Origin of the sequence: Mesorhizobium sp. M8A.F.Ca.ET.021.01.1.1 (assembly GCF_003998025.1) — a bacterium.
Classification (GTDB): domain Bacteria; phylum Pseudomonadota; class Alphaproteobacteria; order Rhizobiales; family Rhizobiaceae; genus Mesorhizobium.
This window is the reverse complement of record NZ_RZSJ01000684.1, coordinates 1-3051: the sequence shown is the minus strand read 5'-3', so window position 1 is coordinate 3051 and position 3051 is coordinate 1. Positions and strand designations below refer to the sequence as shown.

Annotated in this window: 5 protein-coding genes; 2 read left to right on the top strand and 3 right to left on the bottom strand. The window is 61.9% G+C overall.

Features of this window, described 5'->3' with window-relative positions:
• The coding region (locus EOA36_RS32170; protein WP_127280864.1) for an SDR family NAD(P)-dependent oxidoreductase at positions 1-590 on the top strand (590 nt) is incomplete at its 5' end.
• A gap of 3 nt (positions 591-593) precedes the next feature.
• Here EOA36_RS32170 and EOA36_RS32165 read toward each other — a convergent pair.
• From EOA36_RS32165 to EOA36_RS32155, 3 genes are all read right to left on the bottom strand, one after another.
• Positions 594-1019 (bottom strand): low affinity iron permease family protein, encoded by a 426-nt coding sequence (locus tag EOA36_RS32165; RefSeq protein ID WP_127280863.1) that lies wholly within the window; start codon positions 1017-1019, stop codon positions 594-596.
• Between the two features lie 382 nt (positions 1020-1401).
• The gene (locus tag EOA36_RS32160; protein WP_127280862.1) at positions 1402-2043 is read right to left on the bottom strand and encodes a DapH/DapD/GlmU-related protein; all 642 of its coding nucleotides are present in this window, start codon (positions 2041-2043) and stop codon (positions 1402-1404) included.
• A gap of 85 nt (positions 2044-2128) precedes the next feature.
• On the bottom strand, positions 2129-2647 hold the full coding sequence (locus EOA36_RS32155) for a CreA family protein (protein ID WP_127280861.1): 519 nt from the start codon (positions 2645-2647) through the stop codon (positions 2129-2131).
• Positions 2648-2841: 194 nt separating this feature from the next.
• Here EOA36_RS32155 and EOA36_RS32150 point away from each other — a divergent pair.
• Positions 2842-3051, top strand: a 210-nt coding sequence (locus tag EOA36_RS32150) for an SCO family protein (RefSeq protein WP_189553457.1), incomplete at its 3' end; no start/stop codon positions are given.

Genomic DNA, 3051 nt, shown 5'->3' with positions numbered 1-3051 from the left:
CCTTTGGCGAGGTCTCGCTGCTGATGAACAATGCCGGCGTCGGCGACAATCCTGGAAAGCCCTGGGAAAACCGCGATGGCTGGAAGCGGCTGCTCGACATCAATTTCTGGGGCGTCGTGCATGGCGTCGAAGCCTTCGCGCCGCGCATGCTGGCGGCGGCCAAGCCGGGCCTGATCGTCAACACCGGCTCCAAGCAAGGCATCACCACGCCGCCCGGCAACCTCGCCTACAATGTTTCCAAGGCTGGCGTGAAGACCTTTACCGAAGGCCTGGCGCACGCGCTAAGGAACGAGCCCGGCGGCCGCCTGTCGGCGCATCTGCTCATCCCCGGCTTCACCTATACCGGCCTCACCGAAGGCGCGACGGAAAAGCCCGCTGGCGCCTGGACGGGTGAACAGGTCGTCGATTTCATGCTGGAATCGCTGGTCAGGCGCGACTTCTACATCCTGTGCCCGGACAATGAGGCGGCGCGGCCGCTGGACGAAAAGCGCATGGCCTGGGCAATCGGCGACATTATCGAAAACCGTCCTGCCCTGTCGCGCTGGCATCCCGACCACAAGGACGCATTCGCGGCGTTCATGAAAGGCTGAGCTTCAAGCCGCGCTCTTTTTCGCGCCTCGCTTCTGGGCAACCGCCTTCTTTGCCGCCGTGGTTGCGATCTTCTCGTCGTGCCGCTTAGCGGCTCGCTCGCATTTGGCGCGGATCTCCTCGACCTCGGATTCGGTCAGGTGTTCGATGCCGATAAAGTTGTTGTGGCCCTCGCTGACCCGGATCAATTCGTCGAGCTTGGCCTGGATCGCCGCGCCGTCACGGTTCTGGGTGGTCTGGATGAGGAACACCATCAGGAATGTAATGATGGTCGTGCCGGTGTTGATCACCAGTTGCCAGGTGTCCGAGAAACCAAAGACCGGCCCGCTAACCGCCCAGACGATGACGACCAGGCAGCAGCCGGCAAAGGTCAGCGGCAGGCCGGTTATATGGGCGACCCAGTTGGCGGCCTTGGTGAAAAGCTTTTCCATGTATCGAGCGCCCTCAATGTTTGCGGCATTGAGAAACAAGCGGCGGACCTTTGGGTTCCCATCGAGAACCGAATGTAACCGGCGCAATTGAATGCACGCTCAGCGCGCATTCGGCGCAAAACACACCTTATCGGTTCAATGTCATGGTAACCGTGCAGGCAAAGAGCCTGTTCCTCCGCTTCACAGCGGTTTACCTCCAGCCCCTTCCGCCGCGCCACCCCCGCATGGCGGAAGGGGCTTCATTCCGGAAAGCGCGAAGAATAGTTCCCCGAAGAGCCAACTCGCACCCAGACAGCCGGCCGCTTCACTTACCCGCAAGGCATTGGCCTGTTGATACTCTGCACGGTCGCGACGGCCAGGCCCTGCCGTTCTCTGCCGGAACTCAAACGGCGTCGTTTTCCCAGCGGTCGAGGAAGGCCTCGATCGGCATCGCCTGCATGTCGGGAACCGCCCTGGCGAGTTTTTCGACCGGCCAGTCCCACCAGGCGAGAGCATCGATGCGCGCCGCTATTTCGGGGGCAAAGCGCGGCTTGATCGGCTTCGCCGGCACGCCGGCGACGATGGTGTAGGACGGCACGTCCCGCGTCACCACCGCATTGGCGCCGATGACCGCGCCATTGCCGATGGCGATGCCAGGCAAGATGACCGCGCCGTGGCCGATCCAGACATCATGGCCGATGGTCACGGCCTTCGAGCGCCGCCGCTCGCGGAATGCCGCATCGACGCCCAGCCAGCGAAAATATTCGTTCGGCCGATAGCTGACCTTGTGCTGGGTCAACCGCTCGATCGGATGTTCCAGCGCATTAATGCGGCTGTTGGCGGCGATCGAGCAGAATTTGCCGATCGTCGTATAGATCGCCTCGGCATGGCGTTCGAAATAGGAGAAGTCGCCGACGATGACCTCGCGCAGCACGACGCGTTCGCCGATCGCGGCGTAGCGGCCGAGCTTGCAGCCCTTCATCTCCGCGGTCGGGTGGATGCGCGGCTCAGGGTCTTTCGCGACGAGATCTTCGGAACGGTCCATGCCGGCGGCTTTACGCCGTGATGATTGGTCCCGCAAGCCGGGGCCGATCATCGGTCAGAACAGGACCAGGAAGACGTTCGCCCGCCTATTTCGGTTTGCCCTTGCTCCACACCACGTTCTGGCCGTAGAGCGGCACGGTCGTGACCGACATTTTGGCCGAGCCGTTCTGCACCTGGCGTGAATGCGACAGATAGATCAGCGTTTCGTTGGCCTTGTCGTAGATGCGGTTTACCACCTGCTTCTTCCAGATCAGGCTGATACCTTGCTTGAACACCTCCTCGCCGCCTTCGCTCGTATCAATATCGCCGATCGTGATCGGACCTGTCTGACGGCAGGAGATCGAGGAATCGCTGGGATCCTCGAACCAATTGCCCTTGTGCAGGCGGTCGATGACGCTGCGATCGAAATAGGAAACGTGGCAGGTGACACCCTCCACTTTCGGATCCTTGATCGCCTCGACGATGATGTCGTTGCCGATCCAGTCAACGCCGACCTTGCCGACTTCCTCGGCAACGGCGCTGCCGGCGCCAAGCACGACGCATGCGGCCAAGGCGCGGCCGATCAGTTTTCGCCCGGCCAGTTCGAGCCCAATCAGTTCGAGCAAAGAAGCCTCCTCGGTTCGAGTTGCCGGTCTCAGGTGGTGCAGACTGTGCGGCTTTGCAAGCAGATGGGTCAACACCACAACGGTTGCGGCAACGCGGCACTTTGCCTGCGCGGGGCCGAACCGCTAAGACTGTGGCCGAACAAGGCGCGCATGGTTTGGCCGGCGCCCCATGACGTTACAGACGGACATTTCTGATGATGCGTTCTATCCTGGTCGGCATTCTCGTTCTGATGGCCGCCGGCATCGGCTGGCTGACCTTCGACTGGTATCGCGGCCACTATGGCGGCGAACCGTTCGGCGCGCCCTTCACCTTGGTCGACCAGAAAGGCGCCCCGATCACCGAGGCTGCTTTCCGCGGACAGCCCAGCGTCGTCTTCTTCGGCTTTACCCATTGCCCCGAAGTC

Coding starts and splice junctions, on each gene's coding strand:
- EOA36_RS32165 (WP_127280863.1), bottom strand. CDS start 1,019: ATGGAAAAGCTTTTCACCAAGGCCGCCAACTGGGTCGCCCATATAACC.
- EOA36_RS32160 (WP_127280862.1), bottom strand. CDS start 2,043: ATGGACCGTTCCGAAGATCTCGTCGCGAAAGACCCTGAGCCGCGCATC.